The organism is Streptomyces sp. PA03-1a, from assembly GCF_033792805.1.
Lineage (GTDB): Bacteria > Actinomycetota > Actinomycetes > Streptomycetales > Streptomycetaceae > Actinacidiphila.
The window spans coordinates 1-20635 of record NZ_JARAVO010000084.1 but is presented as its reverse complement, the minus strand read 5'-3'; the positions used below and the strand labels follow the sequence as shown (position 1 = coordinate 20635).

Below are 20635 nucleotides of genomic sequence, written 5' to 3'. Positions count from 1 at the left end.
GCCGACCTGCGGGCACGCCCCAGGAGCGGTAGAAGTGGAGGAGGGCCCAGGCAGCCGCCTCCCGGAGGGGGCCGGGAGAGGACGGGCGAGAACGGCGACGGATGGCGATGCGAGATTCCAGCCTCGACGACGACTTCGACGGCGGCCTCCGTCCCCGGCCCGAACCGGCCGTACCCGCCACGGCCGTCGTGGACGCCCACGGCATCGTCACCGGCTGGAGCAGCGAGGCCGAGCGGCTGCTCGGGTACGGACACGACGAGGTCGTGGGGCAGCCCGCGGCCCGGCTGCTCGGCTCGGACGCCGCCCGGTCCACCGAGTGGTTCCTCGCGATGCCCTTCGGCTGGGGCGGCAGATCGGTGCTGCGCCGCCGGGACGGGCGCCACCTGGACGTTTCCGTGCGGGTCTACCCGTCGCTGGACGGCCGCGGCCGGCCGCAGCGGCTCGTCGTGGTCTCCCCGGTGGACCGGCGGCACTGGGGAGTGGGGGACAGCGTGGTCGAGGAGGCCTTCGACCAGTCCACCCTGCCCATGGCGATCTTCGACAACGAGCTGCGGACCCTGCGCACCAGCAAGGGCATGCAGCGCGAGACCGGACGCACCGAGGAGCAGATGCGGGGCAGACGCCCCTCGGAGTTCCTGCCCGGCAGCGCGGGCGAGGCCGTCGAGGAGGGCGTGCGGCACGTCCTGGCCACCGGTGCGTCCCACGACCTGCACCTGCGCATCCGCTCACGGACGGCACCGGCGCCACGCACCTGGTCGGTCACGCTCTCCCCGCTCGCCGATCCACTGCGGCGCACCCCCCGCGTCCAGCTCACCGCCGTCGACACCACCGAGCAGTACCTGGCGCGGGAGCGGCTCGCCCTGCTCAACGAGGTCAGCACCCGGATCGGCAGCACGCTGGACGTGGGCCGCACCGCCCAGGAGATGGCCGACGTCGTGGTGGGCAACCTCGCCGACTTCGCGACCGTCGACCTGCTCGACCCGCTGTTCCACGGGGTGGAGCCGAAGGCCGGCGACCCCGGCGTCGCCCTCCGCCGCGCCGCCCAGCAGTCCGTCCTGCCCGGCATGCCCGAGTCGGTGACCGCGACCGGGGAACTGGACCACTACCCTGTGGACTCCCCGCCCGCCCGCTCCCTCGTCACCGGCCGCGCCTCGCTGCACGGCACCGTGGACCGGGCCATCGACGTCTGGGCCGCGGGCGATCCGGGGCGCGCCCGGATGCTGCGGCGGCACGGGATCCACTCGGTGATGGTCATCCCGCTGCGGGCCCGCGGCATCACGCTCGGTGTCGCCGTGCTCGCCCGGCACCGCAGACCCGACCCCTTCGACGAGGACGACCTGCAGGTCGCCGAGGAGATCGGCGCCCGGGCGGCGGTCGCCGTCGACAACGCCCGCCGCTACACCCGCGAACGCACCACCGCCCTGGCCCTCCAGCGCAGCCTGCTGCCGCAGCGGCTCGGCCGGCAGGAGGCGGTGGAGGTCGCCTCGCGCTACCTGCCCGCGGGCAGCGGCGCGGGCGTGGGCGGCGACTGGTTCGACGTGATCCCGCTGTCCGGGGCCCGGGTCGCGCTGGTCGCGGGTGACGTGGTCGGCCACGGGCTGCGCGCCTCCGCCACCATGGGACGGCTGCGGACGGCCGTGCGGACCCTCGCCGACGTCGACCTGCCGCCCGACGAACTGCTCGTGCACCTCGACGACCTGGTCGCCCACCTCGCCGGGGAGGAGGTCACCGAGGGCGACGGCGAGAACCTCGTCACCGACCTCGTCGCCACCTGCCTGTACCTGGTCTACGACCCGGTCTCACGGATGTGCACCGCCGCCAGCGCGGGCCACCCCCCGCCGGTGCTCACCGCGCCGGACGGCGGCGCGCACTTCCTCGACCTGCCGCCCGGACCCCCGCTCGGGCTGGGCGGGCTGCCCTTCGAGACCGTCGAGTGCGCACTCGACCCGGACAGCCTCCTCGTGCTCTACACCAACGGCCTCATCGCCACCGCCGACCGGGACGTCGACACGGGCATGGCCGGGCTCCGCCACGCGCTCACCCGGCCCGCCCGCTCCCTGGAGTCCGTCTGCGAGAGCCTGGTGGCCCTCGTCCCCGAACCCCCGGACGACGACGTCGCCCTGGTCGTCGCCCGCACCAAGGTGCTGGACGCCTCCCAGGTCGTCAGCTGGGAGGTGCCCGCCGAGCCCGCTGCGGTGGCCGGCGTCCGCGCCGAGGTCACCCGCCGACTGGCCGAGTGGGGGATGGAGGACATCACGTACACCGCGGAGCTGGTGGTCAGCGAACTCGTCACCAACGCCATCCGGTACGGAACCCCGCCCATCGGGCTGCGCGTCATCCACAACTCCACGCTCATCGTCGAGGTCTCCGACGGCAGCGGCACCGCGCCGCACCTGCGCCGGGCCCGGGTCTTCGACGAGGGCGGCCGCGGACTGCTGCTGGTGGCGCAGGTCACCGAACGCTGGGGGACGCGTCACACCCAGGAGGGCAAGACGATCTGGGCGGAGGTCGCCCTGGCCGACGCCTGAGGACGGCCGGACGCCCGGGGACGGCGGAGGCCCGGGGACGGCGGACGAGGAGACGAGGAAGGGAAGGGTGCACCATGTGCCGGTGGCTCGCCTACTCGGGCACGCCCATGCTGCTCGACAACATCCTCTACAAACCGCGGCACTCGCTGATCGACCAGAGCCTGCACTCCCGGATGGGGGTCGAGACGACCAACGGGGACGGCTTCGGCATCGGCTGGTACGCCACGGACCTGGAGACCCCGGCGGTCATCCGGGACATCGGGCCCGCGTGGAACAACCGCAACCTGCGGGAGATCTCACGCCACGTCACCTCGCCGCTGTTCTTCGCCCACGTACGGGCCTCCACCGGCACCGCGATCCAGCAGACCAACTGCCACCCCTTCCGGCACGGCCGCTGGCTGTGGATGCACAACGGCGCGATCACCGACTTCCACCGGCTGCGCCGCGACCTCTCGCTCGCCGTCGACCCGGCGCTGTTCTCCTCCATCGAGGGCTCGACGGACTCCGAGGTGATGTTCTTCCTCGCGCTCACCTTCGGTCTCGACCAGGACGTGCCCGGCGCCGTGTCGCGGATGGCCGGGCTGGTGGAGCGGACCGGTCATGAGCACGGGGTCGAGTTCCCCGTCCAGATGACGCTGGCGGTCAGCGACGGGGAGAGCCTGTGGGCCTTCCGCTACTCCAGCGAGCACGCGTCGCGGTCGCTGTTCTACAGCAGCAAGGTGGACACGCTGCGGGAGCTCCACCCGGACCTGTGGTTCCTGCAGGGCGTGTCGGCGCAGACCCGGCTCGTGGTGTCCGAGCCCCTGGGCGACGTACCGGACGCGTGGCACGAGGTCCCCGAGAGCACCTTCGGGGTGGTGCGGCCCGGCCAGGACGAGCTGATGCCCTTCGCGCCCGCGGCACCCGACGGCGTCGCCGCGTGACGTACGTCACGGGAACCCACGGCGGACGGACGGACAGCCGACAGAAGTGACCACTCATGTACGGACCCGGGTACGGGACGGGGACCCCGCCGCCTTCGCGGAACTGTTCGACGCGTACGCCCGTACCGTCTACAACCACGCCTTCCGGCTGACCGCCGACTGGTCGGTCGCCGAGGACGTGATGTCGGCCACCTTCCTGGAGGCCTGGCGGCTGCGTGGGCGCGTCGACCCCGAAGGGGATTCGCTGCGGCCGTGGCTGCTGGGCGTCGCCACGAACATCGCGCGCAACCACTGCCGCAGCAACCGCCGTTACCGGGCCGTGGTCGCCGCCGGCGCCCAGGCCGGGACCGCCGCGCTCGAAGTTCCCGACCACGCCGACCTCGTGGCCGGCCGGGTCGACGACCGGCGCCGCATCTCCGCCGTCCTCACCGCCCTCGCCCGGCTGCGCCGTCCCGAGCGCGAGGTGCTGACGCTGTGCCTGTGGGAGGGCCTGGAGTACGCCGAGGCCGCCGAGGCCCTCGGCATCCCGGTCGGCACCGTGCGGTCCCGGCTGTCCCGGGCCCGCACGAGACTGCGCAAGCTCGCCGACGCGGAGATGGAACCCGCCGCCCGCCGCCGACAGACAGAAGGGGACCGCGCGAACGCGGTCCGGCCCGCACAGGAAGGAATCCGATGAACGCCCATCCCTCGGAATGGGAGGAGACCGCCCGTCTCCTGCCGCGCGTGGAGCGGGACCTGCCGGCGGACCGTCACCAGTTGCACAAGGAGCGTCTGATGAACCGGATCCACGAGGACCTCGGCACGGGCACCGAGCCGTCCACCGCCACGACCGCCGACACCGCCACCGCCGCCCGTCCGGCCGCGCGCCGCAACCCCTTCCTGCGCCGCATGGTCCTCGTCCCGCTGACCGCCGGCGTGCTGGCCGGGGCCCTGGCGACCGGCCTGTTCGTGTTCGGCGGTGCGGAGGGCAGCGGCGCGGGCGGCGGCTCCGGCACCTCCGCCGCGGGCCCCGCCCTGACCACCCGCCTCGGCGCCGCGGACCCCGAGGGCGCCGCCCGCCTGCTGGACACCGTCTCGCTGGCCGCCGCCGAGTCGCCCGCCGCGCCGGTGGGGGACGGCCAGTACGTCTACATCGAGTCGAAGTCGGCCGGCACCGTCGTGCGGCACGTGCACGGCACGACCAGCCTGGCCGGCACCCCGCTGCACCGGCGCCAGGTCTGGGAGTCCCGCGACGGCCGGGACGGCTGGCTGATCGAGCCCGGCACCACCGGCCCGGAGGGCATCACCCTGGCGGGCACCGACGAGCAGGGCAACGTGCCCGAGCCGACCCTGAACGCGCCGAGCTACGACTACCTCACCACCCTGCCCACCGACCCCGACGTGCTCCTGGCCAAGATCTACAAGGAGACGAAGGGCATGGGCAACGGCCCCGACCAGGAGGCCTTCACCACCATCGGCGACCTGCTGGGCGAGAGCTACCCGCCGGCCGGGCTGACCACCGCGCTCTACAAGGCCGCCGCCAAGATCCCCGGCGTGGTCGCCGTGGACGACGCCGTGGACGCCACCGGGCGGCACGGGGTCGCGGTGGCCCGGCTGGACGAGACCAGCGGCCAGCGCACCGAGTGGATCTTCGACCCGAATACCCACGTCTTCCTCGGCGAGCGCACCGTCCAGGCCGAGCGGGACCCGGACGCGGTCATGCCGCGCGGCACGGTCGTCTTCACCACCGCGGTGCTGACCCGCTCCGCCGTCGACGGCATCAAGCAGCTCCCCGGCGCCGCGGGCTGAGTCCGGGTCAGTGGGGCGGGGGCGGGGGAAGGGTCGCCACGTCCGGCGCGGCCGCGGGCCACACCAGCAGGACCGGGCAGGGCGCGTGGTCCACGACGAAGCGCGCCGCCGGGCCCAGGCTCCGCGGCCCGAGCCGTACGAGGTCGCCGTCACGGGCCATCACCAGCAGATCGGTCCCGGCCGCGGCGGCGACCACCTCCCGCTCCACCCGCCCCGACCGCTCCTCCCGGCGGCACGGACGGCCCAGGCGCCGGGCGGCGGCGTCCAGCAGCCGTCCCGCGGAGTCGGCGCCGAGGCCCTCCAGCCGGGTGCCCGGATCGTTCTCCGGGTGCCCGCGGCCCAGCAGCCCGGCGTAGGCGGCATGCGCCAGACCGGGGACGTCGGGGCCGCTGACGTGCAGCAGGACGACGTCGGCGGCCTCCGGCGCGTGGACGCGGACGGCGTCGACGCAGGCGGGCCAGGTTCCTTCGGCGATCCAGGCGGTCACGATCACGGACATCAGCCTCCGAGGACGTGCAGCGAACCCCACAGTGCCACCACCGCAAGGCCCAGCGCCGCAGGCACGGTGAGCAGGCCGAGGACGGTGAACTCCTTCAGGTCCACGTCGTGTTCGTGCTGGTGCACGATACGCCGCCACAGCAGGGTCGCCAGGGATCCCGCATAGGTCAGGTTGGGGCCGATGTTCACCCCGAGCAGGACGGCGAGGACCGCGCCGGGCCCGGCGGGCGCGGTCAGCGGCAGCAGGACCAGCACGGCGGGCAGGTTGTTGATCACGTTGGCCAGGACGGCGGCCAGCGCCGCGACTCCGAGCAGGGCCGCCAGCCCGGTGCCCCCGGGCACGATCCGGCCCAGCGCGCCGGCGAGCCCGTTGTCGACCACCGCCCGCACCACCACGCCCAGCGCCAGCACGAACGCCAGGAACGGCACCCCGACCGCCCCCGCCACGGCGCGCACCGTCATCCGCCGCCGCGCCACCGCCCGTACGGCCAGCACCAGCGCACCGGCCGCGGCCGCCCACGCCGGATCGATGCCGAGCGCCGGGGTGATCACGAACCCCGCCAGTGTGCAGACCACCGTGACCAGCGCGAACACCGGCAACGGAGGCACCTCGGCGCCGTCCGGGACCGCGACGGCGGCCGCCAGGTCGGCGCGGAACCAGCGGCGGAAGACGCCGTACTCCACGGCGATCGCCACCAGCCACGGCAGCACCATCAGCCCGGCGAAGCGGGTGAAGCTCAGCCCGCTGGCCGCGAACGCCAGCAGGTTCGTCAGGTTCGAGACCGGCAGCAGCAGCGAGGCGGTGTTGGACAGGTGGGTGCACGCGTACACGTGCGGCTTCGGCCGTACCCCCAGCCGGGCGGCGGTCGCGAACACCACCGGGGTCAGCAGCACCACGGTGGCGTCCAGGCTCAGCGCCGCCGTCACCGCCGACGCCAGCGCGAACACCGCCCCGAGCAACCGCCGCGGCCGCCCCGCGGCCACCCGGGCCATCCACGCCCCGCCGGCCCGGAACAGCCCCTCCTCGTCGCAGAGCCTCGCCAGCACCAGCACCGCCGCCAGGAACCCGATCACCGGCCCCAGCCGCGCCGCCTCCGCCCTCGCGTGCTCCAGCGGGATCGCCCCGCTCCCCACGGCCACCGCCGCGGCCGGGACGGCGATCACCGCCTCCGGAAGACCGAACGGCCGGATCACCGCCCCGACGAGCACGAGGAGCAGCAGCGCGACGGACAGCGCCTCCGCGATCGTGGTGTTCAGGGTTCCGTTCCTCCCGGGTGGGACCGTGATGGCCCCTCATGGAACCACGCCCCACCCGGGACACCGCTCACCCCTCCTGCTGCGTGCCGCCCACGATCTCGGCCAGTGCCGCGGCGACGTGGCGCTCGGTGGTGGCCTTGTCGAGGCCGAGGGAGGTCAGCGGGCCGTCGCCCGCCTCGAGTTCGAGGAGGGCGAGCAGGAGGTGCTCGGTGCCGATGTAGTTGTGGCCCAGGCGGAGGGCCTCGCGGAAGGTGAGTTCGAGGACCTTGCGGGAGGCGAGGTCGTACGGGACGAGCTCGGGGACCTCGTCCACGGCCGGGGGGAGGGCCGCGGTGAGGGTGGTGCGGGCGGCGTCGGGGGTGACGCCCTGGGCCGCCATGGCGAGTGCGGCGAGGGCCTGGGGCTCGCTCAGCAGCCCGAGGGCGAGGTGCTCGGGGCGGACCTCGGGGTTGTGGGCGGTCTTGGCCTCGGTGTGGGCGGCCATGACGACCTTGCGGGCGCGCGGGGTGAAGCGCGAGAAGCCCTGCGAGGGGTCCAGGTCGGGGAAGCCGAGGTCCTTGGGGACGAAGCGCTTCTGGGCGGCCTGCTTGGTCACGCCCATGCTCGTGCCGATGTCGGTCCAGGAGGCGCCGGACCGCCGGGCCTGGTCGACGAAGTGCCCGATGAGGTGGTCGGCGACCTCCCCCAGGTGCTCGGCGGCGATGACGGCGTCCGAGAGCTGGTCGAGGGCGTCGGGGTGGGTCTTCTTGATGGCTGCGATCAGATCGTCGAGCCGGATCTGCTGCGTCATGCGTCAACGATAGGTTGACGATGGTTCATCGTCAACCGAAAGTTGACGATCGTCGGCATTAACCGGTGGTGCCCTCCCCGCCGCGTGCGCCAGCCTGGGCACATGTCCCAGAACACCTCGGTCCTGCGGGAGTTGTACGCGTCCCTCGACCGGCGCAAGCGCCCCGAGGACATCGCCCATCTCGCCCTCCGGCTGCTCGACGGCGACGGCCGACGGCCCGCTCACCGTACCCGGCGTGCGCTGGAGAAGGCGGCGAGCGGCTCGCTGAACACGTTGTGGCACGGCTACACCTCGATGCTGGAGGACTTCGCCCGGCCCGTCGGGGCCCAGCGCCAGCTGGCCCGTGCCGCGGAGCTGTTCCCGGGGCTGCCGGAGCCGGCCGGGGCGTCCGGGGACGATCCGGCGCAGGTGGAGACGGCGATCCGGGCGGCCGGCGAACGGATCGCCAAGCGGTTCGGGGCGAACGACTTCCTCACCGACCGCCTCGACCGGGCCGGGCGCGCGGACGCGGGGCTCGGGGAGATGTCGAAGCGGCTGTACAACAAGCGGTTCCGGCTGCTGCGCCGTATGGAGGCCAAGCTGGCGCGCATCCTGGTCGAGCAGCGCAAGCGGGAGGTGACGCTGGTCGGCAGGAGCGGACTCGCCTCCCGGCTGGCCTACGAGGAGTTCGCGGCCGACACCCCGACCGCGGCCTTCGTGGCCTACCTCACCGCCCGCGCCAACCTGCGCAGCGAGTTCACGGTCTCGGGCCAGCAGCCCCCGTACGACGAGGTGGCGGACGCCCTGTTCGAGGAGCTGCGCCGACGGCCGCACCGCACCAACTGGTACGCCGTCGCGCACGTCCACCCCACCGCAGAGGTGCTCGGCCACCTCGGCGACGGGCAGCGGGGACGGCTGCTCGGGATCTGGTACCGCTTCCTGCTGGACGTGGCCGAGCTGCTCGAGGCCGCATGGCGGCGGCAGCCCCTGGACCGGACGACGATGGTCGTGCGCCGCGGCGACGACTCGACCACCTGGAACCAGACCGCCCGGGCCTGGACCAAGGCCCGGGCCCACTGGTTCTCGCTCCTGCGGGCCATGGCCGCCGAGGAGGTCGCCGACCGGTTCTGCCCCGGCAAGGTCCTGCTCCTGGTCGCCGCCGACGTGGCCGCCTGGCACCGGCAGACCGGTGGGGGACTGCACCCGGACACCGGCGTGTGGGCCGAACTGCCGCTGCCCTGGCAGGTGCTGCGCGGCGAGGCGGTGTGCCCGCGGTCGCTGGTGGAGGAGGTGTGCCGGCGGCACGGCGTCGATCCCGTCGCGGGCGGCTGGACGCAACCGCGGCCGGCGGCCGCCCCGGTGCCCTTCCGGCCCACGCCGGAGCTCGTGCACGGGGTAGAGGTCGGCGACCCGGTACTGGCCGGCGTGCTGCGGTCGGCGGGCTTCTTCTCCGGACGTCCGCTCCGCCCGGCGGCGGCGGACCTCGACGCCCAATTGCGTTGACGCCCGGCCGCCGTGGCGGCCAGGATCGGGGCACCGACGGGGAAGCTCAGCGGTGGAGCGGCCGGCTCTTAACCGGTTGGACGCAGGTTCGAGCCCTGCCCTCGTCGGGGGCCGTACGGGCACCGGGAAGCTCAGCGGTGGAGCGCCCGGCTCGGGACCGGGTGGACGCAGGTTCGAGCCCTGCCCCGGTGCCCGTACGGCTCGCGGGCCCAGGAACGTCAGCGCACCGTGAGGACCAGCTTCCCGGTCGTACGTCCCGTCTCCAGGGCGGCGTGGGCCTTCGCGGCCTCGGACAGGGGGAAGGTGTCGGCGACCGTGACGCGCAGGGCACCCTCCTCGACCAGGCGGGCGATCGCGGTCATGCCGGCGTGGTCGGCCTCGACGATCATGCCGGTGGCGCGCACGCCCAGGCGGCCGGCCTCCGCGAGGAGTTCGGGCAGGCCGATCGGGAGGATGGTGACGAGCAGCCCGCCCTCGCGCAGGGTGCGCAGGGAACGGAGGGACTCGGCACCGCCGAGGGGGTCGAGGACGACGTCCACGTCGCGGACGGCCTCGGCGTAGTCGGCCGTGCGGTAGTCGATCAGTTCGTCGGCGCCGAGGCCGCGCAGGAAGTCGTGCTTGGCGGCGCTCGCCGTGCCGATGACGTACGCGCCGCGGGACTTGGCGATCTGTACGGCGACGTGGCCGACGCCTCCCGCGGCGGCGTGGACGAGCACGCGCTGCCCGGGGCGGACGGCGGCGACGTCGACGAGGGCCTGCCAGGCGGTGAGCGCGACCAGCGGGACCGCGGCGGCCTCCACGTGGCTCATGCCGGACGGCTTCCGGGCGAAGGCGCGGGCGGGCCCGGTGACGTACTCGGCGTGGGAGCCCACACCGTGCGGGTAGGGGAGCATGCCGAAGACCTCGTCGCCGGGCTGGAAGAGGGCCACTCCCAGCCCGGTCTCCTCGACGACGCCGGAGACGTCCCAGCCGAGGACGGGCGGCGGGCCGCCGAGGAAGAGCCCGGTCTGCCGGTGCTTGGTGTCGGTCGGGTTGAGCCCGGCGGCGTGGACGCGGACGAGCAACTGCCCGACGCCGGGGGTGGGGCGCTCCAGCTCCGCCTCCCGCAGTACCTCGGGTCCGCCGAGGACGTCCTGGGTGATCGCGCGCATGGTGCGGGGTGTTTCGGTCATGGACCCCAGCCTGCCGACCGCGCGGGCGCGGGGAAATGGCCTGATTGCCATCCTCCGATAAGATCGTGCCATGCATCGTGTGGTCGTCCTCGCCCTTGACGGCGTCTACCCCTTCGAGCTGGGCATCCCCAACCGCGTCTTCGGCTCCGCCGGGGGCCGCTACGAGGTGCTGACCTGCACCGTCGACGGGCGCCCCGTGCGCACGGACTCCGACTTCTCGGTCGCCGTCGAGAACGGCCCCGAGGTGCTGGCCACCGCCGACACCGTCGTGATCCCGCCGTACGACCAGTCGCGGATCACCGCCGAGCTCCCCGCCCCGGTCGCGGCCGCGCTCGGCACGATCCGGCCGGGCACCCGCATCGTCTCCATCTGCACGGCGGCCTTCGCGCTCGCCGCCGCGGGTCTCCTCGACGGCCGCCCCGCCACCACCCACTGGGCGCTGGCCGAACGCTTCCGGCGGATGTTCCCCGGTGTGGCGCTCGACGCGGACGTGCTCTTCGTCGACGACGGCGACGTCCTCACCTCCGCCGGGGCCGCGTCCGGCGTGGACGTCTGCCTGCACCTGGTGCGCGAGGACCACGGCAGCGCGGTGGCCAACTTCGTGGCCCGCTGCTGCGTGGTGCCGCCCTGGCGGGACGGCGGCCAGGCGCAGTACATCGACCAGCCCGTGCCGGAGACCGCGGACGCCGGCACCGCGGCGACGCGGCAGTGGGCGCTGGAGCACCTCGACCTGCCGCTCACCCTGAACGACCTCGCGGACCACGCGCGGATGAGCCTGCGGACCTTCGCCCGGCGCTTCCGGGACGAGGTCGGCACGAGCCCGGGCAAGTGGCTCATCCAGCAGCGGGTCGCCCGGGCCCGGCACCTGCTGGAGTCCAGCGACCTCCCGGTCGACCGCATCGCCGGCGAGGTGGGCTTCGCCACCGCGACGTCCCTGCGGCAGCACCTCCACGCCGCCATCGGCGTCTCCCCCCTGGCCTACCGGCGCACCTTCCGGGCTGCCGCCACCCTCTGACGCACCCGACCCCGGGGAGGCCCCGATGGCTGTGGAGCTGATCTACGAGACGCACGCCACGACCACCGACAACGAGGCGGGCATCGCCACCGGCCGGCTGCCCGGCCGGCTGTCGGAGCGCGGCCGCCGGCAGGCGAGGGAGCTGGGCGAACGCCGCCGCGGCCAGGACATCGCGGCGGTGTACACCTCCGACCTGCACCGTGCCGTGGAGACCGCGGCCCTCGCCTTCCCCGACGGGCGGCCGCCGGTCCACCAGGACCCCCGGCTGCGCGAGTGCGACTACGGCGCGCTGAACGGACGCCCGGTCCGGCTCGTCGCGGCCCAGCGCCTGCGGCGCGTCGACGAGCCATTCCCCGGCGGCGGTCAGAGCTACCGGCAGGTGCTCGCCGCCACCGACGCGCTCCTGCACGACCTGGCCCGGCGGTGGGACGGCCGGCGCGTCCTGCTGATCGCCCACTCCGCCAACCGCTGGGCCCTGGCCTGCCTGCTGGGCGGGATCCCCCTGACGGAGAGCGTCCTGGCGCCCTTCGTCTGGCAGCCGGGCCGGACGTACACCCTCCCCGGCGACTGGCCGGGGCCGGACCGGGACCCGGCCGGAACTAGGGAGCGGTGAAGAGGGTGGGGAAGCGGGGGGCTAGCCAGGGGCGGCGGCCCCAGGCGGCGATCTTGCCGCGGGCCATGGCGGCGGTGGCGCCCCGGCGACCGAGCGCGATCAGGAAGAAGGTGACCGGCTCGGTGGTGATGGTGCAGTCGGGTCGGCGCGGCGGCTCGTCCGCGAGCTCGGCCGCACCGTCGGTGAAGGTCACGGCGAAGCGTGTGATCCCCGGGACGCGCAGCGCGTAGCAGGCGGAGAATCCGGCCGCCGCCCGCGCGTCGACGACCCGGGGCATGGCCGCCTTGAGGAAGGGCATGCAGCGGGCGACGCGCTCGCGGTCGATCATGTGGGGACGGCGCAGGGCGACCGCGATGTCGTAACCGTGGCCGAGCATGTGGGTGAGCAGGTACGAGCCGAGCGTGGCCAGGTCCATGGGGCCGAGTGGGGTGACCACCGGCATGCCGGGCGCGCGGGTCGCGGCCGCGTCGGTGAACGCGCGGGCGTGCCGCACGATCCCGTCGGCCAGGATCGCGCCGTCGCGTTCGGGGAAGGCGTCGAGGGACGCGGCGTTCGCGGCGGCGAGGCTGCCGGGGGTGCCGTCGCCGTACGGCTGCTCACGGCCCTCCGCCAGGGCGGCCATGAGTTCGCCTGCGAGCATCAGGTGCGCCGCGGCCTCCCCGACCGTCCACTCGGCACCGGGGATCGGCACCGAGGTGTCCTGGCACCCGCGGAGCAGGGCGGCTATGTCCTCGGCGGCGGCGTGCAGGGCCTCGGCCTCGGCCGGGCGGTCAGGGGCGACGGTCATGGTCGGACAGCGTGGACCAGCACGGTTCGTCTGTCCAGGTCCGGGGAGGAAAAGCCGGGGCGGAACCGTGCCCGGAAAAGCGCGTGGAATCCGGGAACGCGAAAAGGGGGAAGCCCCCGGGCAGCCATTGCTGCCGGGGGCGTCCCCAGGGATGCGTCGCGCGGAAAGCGTCGCGCGCGGGCGATCAGTACGCCGAGTTGACGTTGTCGATCGTGCCGTAGACGTGGGCCGCGTAGTTGCAGGCGGCGGTGATGTTGGCGACCGGGTCGTAGATGTTCCACGAGGTACCGGGGACGTGGTAGGCCTTGAAGGTCGGGTCGATCACCTGCATCAAACCCTTCGAGGGAATTCCCTTGGCCGCGTTCGAGTCCCAGCCGTTGATGGCGCTCGGGTTGCCGGAGGACTCACGCATCAGGTTCTTGTAGATCCCGTTGTACGTGCCCGGGATGCCGTTGGCACGCATCACCTTCAGGGACTCGTTGATCCACGTGTTGACGGAGCCCGACTGCGCCATGGGGGCGGCGGAGGCGGTGGGGGCCATGGCCACGCCACCGGCGACGACGGCGACGCCGGCAGCGGCGCAGCCGAGGGAGATCTTCTTGGCCTTGGCGACGCGGTTGAGCTTCGACATAGCGGAGATCTGCATTCGAGTAATTCCTCTTCCGTGGGGTACGCCATGAATTGTTGGCCGACTTAAATCCCGGGGTCAATGCACCCCTATTACTAACGGGATTAGTTGTGGGACCAGGGACGAAAGTCCCGCCGCTCAGGCGTGGGAAGGGGATTCCGGGACGGCTTCTACTAAGGAGCCGCGAAAGTGGCGCACGTCATATCGGCCACGTCACACGCAGACCCAGACAAATCGCCCATTGAGTGACGCAGGCCATGTGGCCTGCGTCACCCAATAAGGCGTTGATTCACACGGAGGAACCGCGGTTTCACCCACGGCGAGGATTTCGGGCGGGCACGGGGTCCGGCCGACGGGCGCGGGTCCCGGCGGGCTACACCACGGGGGCCGAGGCGATCACGACCGTCGCGTACAGCTCCTCAGACACGGCCACCCGCGCCTCCAGCCCGGCCTGGGCGACCGCGGCGACGGCGTCCGGGGCCTGCTCCTCACCGGTCTCGAAGAGGAGGCGGCCGCCCGGCGCGAGCCACGCGGGCGCCGCGGCCGCGACCCGGCGGAGGACGTCGAGGCCGTCGGCCCCGCCGTCGAGGGCGACGCGGGGCTCGTGGTCACGGGCCTCCGGGGGGAGGAGGGCGACGGCTTCGCTGGGGACGTAGGGCACGTTCGCGACCAGGACGTCGACGCGGCCGCGCAGCTCCGCGGGAAGGGGGGTGTAGAGGTCGCCCTCGTGGACGTGGACGCGGCCGTCCGCCGCGGCGAGGTTGCGGCGGGCGCAGGCGACCGCCGCCGGGTCGATGTCGACCGCGTGCAGCACGGGCCGGTCGAGCGTGGCGGCCAGGACGGCGCCCACCGCGCCGGAGCCGCAGCACAGGTCGACGACGACGGCGCCGGGCCGGCCCAGGGCGCGCCCGAGCGCGACGGCCTCGCGGGCGAGGAACTCCGTGCGGCGGCGCGGGACGAAGACCCCCGGGCCGACGGCGATCCGCAGGCCGCAGAACTCGGCCCAGCCCAGCACGTGTTCGAGCGGGAGCCCGGCCACCCGGCGCTCCACCAGGGTGGCGAGCTCGTCGGGTGTCCGGGCGGCGGAGACGAGCAGCCGGGCCTCGTCCTCGGCGAACACGCAGCCGGCCGCCCGGAGCACGGACACGACCGGCGCGAGCGACGCGGGGGACGGAAGGGCGGAAGAGGAGGAGCCGGCGGGAGACGAGCCGGAAGGAGCGCGTGAAGCGGAGGACATGGGGGCCTTTCGGGGCGCCGCGGGGCGCTCTCGACGGCCTAGGTCGTCCGGACCGCGGGGCCGCAGGGGGAGAGCACCCAACCTGACATGGCGGTAATGGGTCTCACCTCCTCGGTACGTCCGCTGCTGGGGACGGCAACGTTACCCGAGCCCCCGGCACCGCGCCCACCCCCAGGGCCGCCACGGCGGCGCGCGGGTCGTCGGCGTGGAAGCGCAGGACGCGGGCCTGCGCGGGCACCCCGAGGGGGCGCAGGAACGTGACGGGCTCGGTCAGTTCGACGGTCACCGTGGTCTGGCCGCCGACGACCAGGTCGACGGTGCCGTCCCCGGCGAGCGTGACGAGCCGTCCGTCGGGGAAGCGCCGGTCGACACGGGCCGCGGCGATGCGCCCGGCGGGTACACGGACGTCGACGAGAGCGCCGTACCGCAGCCGCAGCGAGCCGTCCGCCCCCACGACGTGCGGGCGCACCACGCAGGCCGCGTGCAGGGCCAGGACGAAGAAGCAGCCCCAGACGTCGAGGACGAGGGTGACGGCGTGCACCGCTGGCCAGGGGATGACCAGCGCGAGCACCACCGTCTCGACGACGGAGACGAAGAGGAAGCCGTACATCGTCGCCGTCTGCGCCCCGGTGTACGGGACGGCCACGGCGCCCTCGCCCACCCCGTGCGGACGGCGCGCGATCCAGCGCACCAGGCTCACGGACAGGGCGAGTTCATGGCGCATCAGGCGCCGCGCGGGCACCGGGACGGTGTCCCGCACGGCGGTCCACGCGGCCCGGCGGCGCGACAGGCCCCGCCGCCGGGCGTCCCGGTGCGCCCGCACCACCTTCGGCAACCGCCACAGCAGCACGGCGGTCATGCACAGTTCCGCGCCCCAGAGCACCGGCTCCGGCACCGGCACGCCCGCCACCAGGCACGCGGCGAGCACCGCCTCGGCCACCACCAGGGTGCCCAGCGCCCACGCCCCCCCGGCGGCTCACCGGGCACGCTCGCGCAGCAGCCGGATCGCCTGCCGTACGGCCTCGGCCTGGGCGGGCGCGTGGTCGTCGAAGAACGCGGCGGCGAAGCCGCCCTCCGCACCGCCCTCCACCGTGCCGTCCTCACCGGCGGCGTCGATCGAGGCGGCGACCTCGTCCGGGACGGAGTCGGCGATCGCCCGGGCCACCTCCGCGACCCGGGGGTCGTCCACGGCCGCCCCGGCCAGTTCGTCCATCCGCGCGTACACCTCGTAGGCGCGGCGCATCGCGCCCGGATCGGAGCCCATGGAGCGCAGCAGGCCGGTGAGCCAGCCCCGGGCCTCGGGGGTGGCCGCCGTGTCCAGCAGCGCGAGCAACTCGCGCTCCTTCACGGCCATCGCGGGCTCGGGCCCGGCCAGCTCCGCCGAGGTCCGGGCCATCTCGGCGAAGAGCACGGCCAGTTCCGGGGAGACCGGTGCCTCCGCGGGCAGTCCGCCGCCGGCCTCGGCCTGCGCGAGGAGTTCGGCGAGGCGGACCCGCCGCGACCGGATGGCCTCCTCCTGCCGGGCGAGGTCCGCGTCGAGCTCCGCCAGCACCTCGTGCAGCTCCTTGCCCGCGTCGTCCGCGAGCACGTCCCTGACCTCGTCGAGGCCGAGGCCGAGCTCCGTCAGGCGCCGGATGCGGGTGAGCTCGACGGCGTCGCGCAGACCGTAGTCGGGGTAGCCGTTGACCCGGCGCGCGGGCTCGGGCAGCAGCCCGATGCGGTGGTAGTGCCGCACGGTGCGGGTGGTGACCCCGGCGAGGGCGGCGAGTTCTCCGATGCGCATGAGCCCAGTAGAGACCTTGACGCTGCGACAAGGTCAAGGACCGGACGGCGCGGGCCGGGCATACAGGGAAAAACCTGGGGAAATCCGGCCCCGGACCTTTGGCCCCCACGGGGCTCGGCATCAGCGCCTCGACCGGCCTGATCTCCGGCACCCCCACGGCCGCGGGCACCTGCCAGACCACGGTGACCGCCACCGACGGCACCGGCGCCTCCGGCTCCGCCTCCTTCGGCTGGACCGTCTCCCCCGCGGGCGGCGGCACCTGCACCGCGGCCCAGCTGCTCGGCAACCCGGGCTTCGAGTCCGGCAGCACCTCGTGGACGGCGTCCAGCGGCGTCATCACCAGCGACTTCGGTGAGGCCGCCCACGGCGGCACGTACAAGGCCTGGCTGGACGGCTACGGCTCCACCCACACCGACACGCTCTCCCAGACGGTGAGCGTGCCGAGCGGCTGCCGTGCCACGCTGACCTTGTGGCTGCACGTCGACTCCGCCGAGACGACCACCACCACCGCCTACGACAAGCTGACCCTGACCGCCGGCTCCACCACCCTGGCGACCTGGTCCAACCTCGACAAGGGCACCGGGTGCACCCAGAAGTCCTTCGACCTGTCCTCCTTCGCCGGCTCCACCGTGACCCTGAAGTTCACCGGCACCGAGGACTCCTCCCTGCAGACCGGCTTCGTGGTCGACGACACCGCCCCCGCGGGAAGGGTCCCGGCCGCCGGCAGGCGGCCGGGACCCTTTTGCGCCTGGAACACGTCAAAGAGGAAAGGAGGCCATCCATGCGTCATACGACAGCCGCGGTCCTCGCGGCGACCGCACTCCTGCTGACCGGCTGCGGCACGCAGTCCGGCGGCCCCGCGGACGGCGGCCGGAGCAGCGCCCCGGGCGCCACCGGCAGCCACGGTTCCGGGGCGGGCTCGGGAGGGGCCTGCGCGGCCGGGGCCGCGCTCACCGCCGCGGACACCGGCCGCACCGTCTGCGTCACCGCGGGCGGCACCGTCCGCGTCACCCTCGACGGCACGCCGGACCGCCCGTGGTCCCCCGTCACCGGCGAGGGCGGCGCCCTCGCCCCCACCAACGCGGGCATCGGCGCCCCCCGCGGCGACACCATCGCCGCCTACCGCGCCACCGCCCCCGGCACGGCGCGGCTCACCGCCACCCAGCCGCTGTGCGCCACACCCACCGCCCCGGACCAGGTGGCCTGCCTGGGACTGCGGGAGTGGACCGTCACCGTGCGGGTCGCCGACCGGTGAACACGCCTTCCCGGCAAGGAGGTTGTACGGAGCCGGGCATCGAATCGGCCACGGTATCCCCACCGCCGGGCGAAGCGCCGGTTACGGATCGGCGCGGGCCGACAATGCGGTGGCCCGCTGTCAGAGGCATGACGTAGCGTTCCCTCTTGCCGCCGACGAAGGCGCGCCGGGCCCGCCACGGGGTCCGCGCCCCGCGGCGCACCCACGTCTCGCCGGAAGACCTCCGGCCACCCACGCCTGCCTGGGGGGAACCAGCTTGCGCACCCGCCACCTCGCGGGCGGGACGGCTCTGTCCGTCCTGCTCGCCACCGCGTCCCTGCTCGGGGTCACGGCGACGCCGGCCGCCGCCGACGGCCCCACCGCCGTCGCGACCGCCGGGGACACCGCCAACGTCGCCGAGGCCGCGACCACCCTCACCGTCAACGCCCCCGCCACGGCGGTGCCCGGCGCGGAGGTCACGGTCACCGGCATCCTCGGCTCCACCGAGCCGTTCGCGGCCGGGACCGAGGTCACCGTCACCCGCACCGACCCGACCGACACGACCGGCACCGCGCTCGGGAACGCGGCCATCGCCGAAGACGGCACCTTCCAGATCAAGGACACCCCGGCCGTACAGGGCAACAACACCTACACGGTCAGCTACGCGGGCGACGCCACCCACGCCGCCGCCAGCGCGACGGCCACCGTCACCGTCGCCCGGGCCTCGACCACCCTCAACGTGTCCGCCCCGGCGACGGCCCTGCCCGGCGCGGAGGTCACGATCAGCGGCTCCCTCGGCTCGACCGAGGACTACGCGCCGGGTACCGCGGTCACCATCACCCGCACCGACAGCCACGGCGGGACCGGCACCCCGCTGGGTACCGCGACGATCGGCGAGTACAACGTCTTCCAGCTCAAGGACACCCCCGCCGTCCAGGGCAACAACACCTACACGGTCAGCTACGCGGGCGACGCCACCCACGCCGCCGCCACCGCCAAGAGGACCGTCAACGTCACCCGGGCCGCCACCACGCTCACCGTGAACGCCCCCGCCACCGCCAAGCGGACCACGAAGATCACGGTCAGCGGCAAGCTCACGGCCTCCGCGCCCTTCCCGGCCGGTACCAAGGTCACGGTGACGCGGACCGACCTCACCACCCCGAAGGGCAAGTCGCTCGGCACCAAGACGGTGGCGTCCAACGGCACGTTCAGCTTCACGGACACCCCGTACACCGGCGGCACCGTCACCTACTCCGCGCACTTCGCGGGCGACGCCACGCACGTCGCCGCCCTGGGCAAGGACAGCGTCGCGGTCTCCCGGGCGGCCACCTCGGTCAGCATCAAGACCAACCACTCGACCTACTCCTACGGTTCGACCGCCACCGTCACGGGTCACCTCGGCAAGACCGGCAAGAGCCGTGTGCTGTCGATCTACGCCAAGGCGTCGGACGGCACGAAGAAGCTGGTCAAGACCGGCAAGGTCAACTCCTCCGGCGACTTCAAGGTGACGTACAAGGTCACCCGGAACACCACGTTCTGGGCGTCGTTCGGCGGCGACTTCTCCTACGCGCCGAAGTCGGTGTCCCGTTCGATCGGCACGCAGGTCAAGGTCTCCACGTCCGTCTCCCATCACTACAAGACGGGCAAGATCGGCTCGACCACGTACTACTGGTTCCACAAGAACACCGACCCGCTGCTCACGACGTCGATGACCTACCACGCGGGCCGCTCGCAGCGGTTCGAGCTGCAGGTCTACTACCAGGGCCGCTGGTACTCCGCGGGCACCGAGTACTTCCAGCTGGGGACCGACGGCAAGTGCCGCGTGCAGCTGGGGGCCCCGGGCGAGGCCGGGATCCGGGCCCGCATGCGCTCCTCGTACATCAAGGGCAGCTCGGGCGACAGCCTGAACGCCACCACCTACGGCCCGTGGAAGTACCTGTACTTCACCAAGTGACGCCGTCCGGCGGACGCACACGGGCACGACGCACACGGGCGAGGCCGCCCCGGAGGTTTCCGGGGCGGCCTCGCCCGCGTCGCGGGTCAGCCGTGGACGCGGGCGACGGCGCGGACCGGGGCGCCGTCCGCGGCGGCGAGCCGGAGGGGGAAGAGGGCGACGTCGACCGCGCGGCCCTCGGCCAGGGCGGCCAGGACCGGGGCCAGGTTGGTGAGGTTCTCCGCGATGACCCCGCCCGCCCCGCACAGCACGCGGTGGGCGGGGAGGGAGTAGTCCGGGTCCGGGTCGCCTGGATCGGGCGTCGGGTCGACGCTGAGGGCGTCGACGGCCACCGTGCGGATCCCGGCGTCCACCACCGCTCGCGCCGCCTCCGGGGTGAGCCAGGGGTGGGCCGCGTAGTGGCCGGTGCCCCAGTGGGCGGACCAGCCGGTGGCCAGCAGCAGCACCGAGCCCGGGCGGGCCGCCGCCAGCGCGGGGGCCAGCGCCCCGGGCGTGACGGCCGCCCTCGGGGCGAGCCCGCGCACGTCGGCGGCGACGGCCGGTCCCGCGAAGCGGTCCAGCGGCAGCTCGTCCAGGGCGGGCCAGGCGTCGTCCACGTGGAAGGGGGCGTCGACGTGCGTGCCGGACTGGGAGCCCAGGTGCAGCCGCAGCACGTTCACCCCGTCCTCGGCGGCCCGCAGGGCGGGAACGACCTCGACCTCGGGGTCGCCGGGGTACACCGGCATGCCGGTCACCACGGGCACGGACAGGTCCACCCACCCCGGGCCACCGGCCGCCACGCTCATGCCTCCGCTCCGGCCAGGACGGCCCGGTCCGCATCGTCCGCACCGGGCCCGGTGACCGGCATTCGGACCGTGCGCTCATGGGCGCGGAAGAGCCAGTCGGGGTCTGAGAGATAGCCGGCGGTGGCGCGACGTAGAATTTGCCATAGCTGAGAGTTAAAACC

19 protein-coding genes, 2 tRNA genes and 1 pseudogene are annotated in these 20635 nt (G+C 74.1%); 12 read left to right on the top strand and 10 right to left on the bottom strand.

Annotated elements, in window-relative coordinates; genetic code table 11:
• Positions 1 to 101 precede the first annotated feature (101 nt).
• The 4 genes from PV341_RS20220 to PV341_RS20205 all read left to right on the top strand — a co-directional run bounded on the left by PV341_RS20220 (position 102) and on the right by PV341_RS20205 (position 5239).
• Positions 102 to 2528, top strand: coding sequence for a SpoIIE family protein phosphatase (locus PV341_RS20220; protein ID WP_500322497.1), 2427 nt, complete (start codon positions 102 to 104; stop codon positions 2526 to 2528).
• A 74-nt stretch (positions 2529 to 2602) separates the two neighbouring features.
• Positions 2603 to 3451 (top strand): class II glutamine amidotransferase, encoded by an 849-nt coding sequence (locus tag PV341_RS20215; protein ID WP_500322496.1) that lies wholly within the window; start codon positions 2603 to 2605, stop codon positions 3449 to 3451.
• 46 nt (positions 3452 to 3497) lie between these two features.
• Positions 3498 to 4127, top strand: coding sequence for an RNA polymerase sigma factor (locus PV341_RS20210; RefSeq protein ID WP_500358616.1), 630 nt, complete (start codon positions 3498 to 3500; stop codon positions 4125 to 4127).
• Complete coding sequence (locus tag PV341_RS20205; RefSeq protein ID WP_500358615.1) at positions 4124 to 5239, top strand: CU044_5270 family protein; 1116 nt, start codon at positions 4124 to 4126, stop codon at positions 5237 to 5239. The genes PV341_RS20210 and PV341_RS20205 overlap by 4 nt, the downstream gene beginning before the upstream one ends.
• A gap of 7 nt (positions 5240 to 5246) precedes the next feature.
• Here the strand turns inward: PV341_RS20205 and PV341_RS20200 are convergent, their stop codons facing one another.
• The 3 genes from PV341_RS20200 to PV341_RS20190 all read right to left on the bottom strand — a co-directional run bounded on the left by PV341_RS20200 (position 5247) and on the right by PV341_RS20190 (position 7784).
• Complete coding sequence (locus PV341_RS20200; protein ID WP_499516884.1) at positions 5247 to 5732, bottom strand: universal stress protein; 486 nt, start codon at positions 5730 to 5732, stop codon at positions 5247 to 5249.
• A gap of 5 nt (positions 5733 to 5737) precedes the next feature.
• A complete protein-coding gene (locus PV341_RS20195) occupies positions 5738 to 6994 on the bottom strand; it encodes an SLC13 family permease (RefSeq protein WP_500358626.1) in 1257 nt (418 codons plus the stop codon).
• A 67-nt stretch (positions 6995 to 7061) separates the two neighbouring features.
• Positions 7062 to 7784: a Clp protease N-terminal domain-containing protein gene (locus PV341_RS20190; RefSeq protein ID WP_500322491.1), complete on the bottom strand. Its 723-nt coding sequence runs from the start codon at positions 7782 to 7784 to the stop codon at positions 7062 to 7064.
• Between the two features lie 102 nt (positions 7785 to 7886).
• Here PV341_RS20190 and PV341_RS20185 point away from each other — a divergent pair, with 102 nt between their 5' ends.
• From PV341_RS20185 to PV341_RS20175, 3 genes are all read left to right on the top strand, one after another.
• Complete coding sequence (locus PV341_RS20185; protein ID WP_500358614.1) at positions 7887 to 9266, top strand: hypothetical protein; 1380 nt, start codon at positions 7887 to 7889, stop codon at positions 9264 to 9266.
• A gap of 35 nt (positions 9267 to 9301) precedes the next feature.
• Positions 9302 to 9373: transfer RNA gene (locus PV341_RS20180), tRNA-Lys, on the top strand.
• Positions 9374 to 9385: 12 nt separating this feature from the next.
• Positions 9386 to 9459 (top strand) — tRNA-Pro (locus PV341_RS20175).
• 25 nt (positions 9460 to 9484) lie between these two features.
• Here PV341_RS20175 and PV341_RS20170 read toward each other — a convergent pair.
• A complete protein-coding gene (locus tag PV341_RS20170) occupies positions 9485 to 10438 on the bottom strand; it encodes an NADP-dependent oxidoreductase (protein WP_500358612.1) in 954 nt (317 codons plus the stop codon).
• A gap of 70 nt (positions 10439 to 10508) precedes the next feature.
• Here PV341_RS20170 and PV341_RS20165 point away from each other — a divergent pair, with 70 nt between their 5' ends.
• Positions 10509 to 11453 carry a GlxA family transcriptional regulator gene (locus PV341_RS20165; RefSeq protein ID WP_500322487.1) on the top strand — a complete coding sequence of 315 codons (945 nt, stop codon included), beginning with the start codon at positions 10509 to 10511 and terminating at the stop codon, positions 11451 to 11453.
• Positions 11454 to 11478: 25 nt separating this feature from the next.
• Positions 11479 to 12066 carry a histidine phosphatase family protein gene (locus PV341_RS20160; RefSeq protein WP_500358611.1) on the top strand — a complete coding sequence of 196 codons (588 nt, stop codon included), beginning with the start codon at positions 11479 to 11481 and terminating at the stop codon, positions 12064 to 12066.
• Here the strand turns inward: PV341_RS20160 and PV341_RS20155 are convergent.
• The 5 genes from PV341_RS20155 to PV341_RS20135 all read right to left on the bottom strand — a co-directional run bounded on the left by PV341_RS20155 (position 12053) and on the right by PV341_RS20135 (position 16501).
• Positions 12053 to 12853: a maleylpyruvate isomerase family mycothiol-dependent enzyme gene (locus PV341_RS20155; RefSeq protein WP_500358610.1), complete on the bottom strand. Its 801-nt coding sequence runs from the start codon at positions 12851 to 12853 to the stop codon at positions 12053 to 12055. The genes PV341_RS20160 and PV341_RS20155 overlap by 14 nt on opposite strands.
• Before the next feature lie 184 nt (positions 12854 to 13037).
• Complete coding sequence (locus PV341_RS20150; protein ID WP_499512750.1) at positions 13038 to 13499, bottom strand: transglycosylase SLT domain-containing protein; 462 nt, start codon at positions 13497 to 13499, stop codon at positions 13038 to 13040.
• A gap of 355 nt (positions 13500 to 13854) precedes the next feature.
• Entirely contained in the window at positions 13855 to 14718 is an 864-nt protein-coding gene (locus PV341_RS20145; RefSeq protein ID WP_500358608.1) for a putative protein N(5)-glutamine methyltransferase, read from the bottom strand.
• Between the two features lie 103 nt (positions 14719 to 14821).
• Entirely contained in the window at positions 14822 to 15658 is an 837-nt protein-coding gene (locus tag PV341_RS20140; protein ID WP_500358607.1) for a hypothetical protein, read from the bottom strand.
• A gap of 36 nt (positions 15659 to 15694) precedes the next feature.
• Entirely contained in the window at positions 15695 to 16501 is an 807-nt protein-coding gene (locus tag PV341_RS20135; RefSeq protein WP_500358605.1) for a MerR family transcriptional regulator, read from the bottom strand.
• A gap of 101 nt (positions 16502 to 16602) precedes the next feature.
• Between PV341_RS20135 and PV341_RS20130 the strand changes: the two are divergent.
• From PV341_RS20130 to PV341_RS20120, 3 genes and pseudogenes are all read left to right on the top strand, one after another.
• Positions 16603 to 17199 (top strand): annotated as a pseudogene (locus tag PV341_RS20130) (Ig domain-containing protein); the annotation flags it as partial.
• An 83-nt stretch (positions 17200 to 17282) separates the two neighbouring features.
• The gene (locus PV341_RS20125; protein WP_500322479.1) at positions 17283 to 17756 is read left to right on the top strand and encodes a hypothetical protein; all 474 of its coding nucleotides are present in this window, start codon (positions 17283 to 17285) and stop codon (positions 17754 to 17756) included.
• A gap of 256 nt (positions 17757 to 18012) precedes the next feature.
• Entirely contained in the window at positions 18013 to 19689 is a 1677-nt protein-coding gene (locus PV341_RS20120) for an Ig-like domain repeat protein (RefSeq protein WP_500358603.1), read from the top strand.
• 86 nt (positions 19690 to 19775) lie between these two features.
• Here the strand turns inward: PV341_RS20120 and PV341_RS20115 are convergent, their stop codons facing one another.
• Entirely contained in the window at positions 19776 to 20474 is a 699-nt protein-coding gene (locus PV341_RS20115) for a cyclase family protein (RefSeq protein ID WP_500322476.1), read from the bottom strand.
• Positions 20475 to 20635 lie beyond the last annotated feature (161 nt).